We start from the raw sequence: 295 nt of genomic DNA on the forward strand, positions 1-295 counted from the left end.
TGGGAAGGGGTGGGACCAACTTGCTATGGTCATCAGGCATTGACTTGTACAGGCGTCGCGTCTTTTTCCGCGCCGCCAAGAATCTGGAGGAAGTATTATAAACGATTTATATCGTTTATGTAGTAAAAATTTTAGGTAATGAAGTTGTATCAACGAACGTTTCAACGCACTTCTTATTCACCATAACCTGCTAAGGTTATAGGGACAAGCCGTACGGGCAATTAGTATCAGTTAGCTTAATGCATTACTGCACTTCCACACCTGACCTATCAACGTCCTGGTCTCGAACGACCCT

At 44.1% G+C, this 295-nt stretch carries 1 rRNA gene; it reads right to left on the bottom strand.

The features are described 5' to 3' along the window. Positions 1-200: 200 nt before the first annotated feature. Positions 201-295, bottom strand: a 23S ribosomal RNA gene (locus GEV01_RS30610); the annotation flags it as partial.

This window comes from Rugamonas rivuli (assembly GCF_009380165.1).
In the GTDB taxonomy this organism is placed as follows: domain Bacteria; phylum Pseudomonadota; class Gammaproteobacteria; order Burkholderiales; family Burkholderiaceae_D; genus Rugamonas; species Rugamonas rivuli.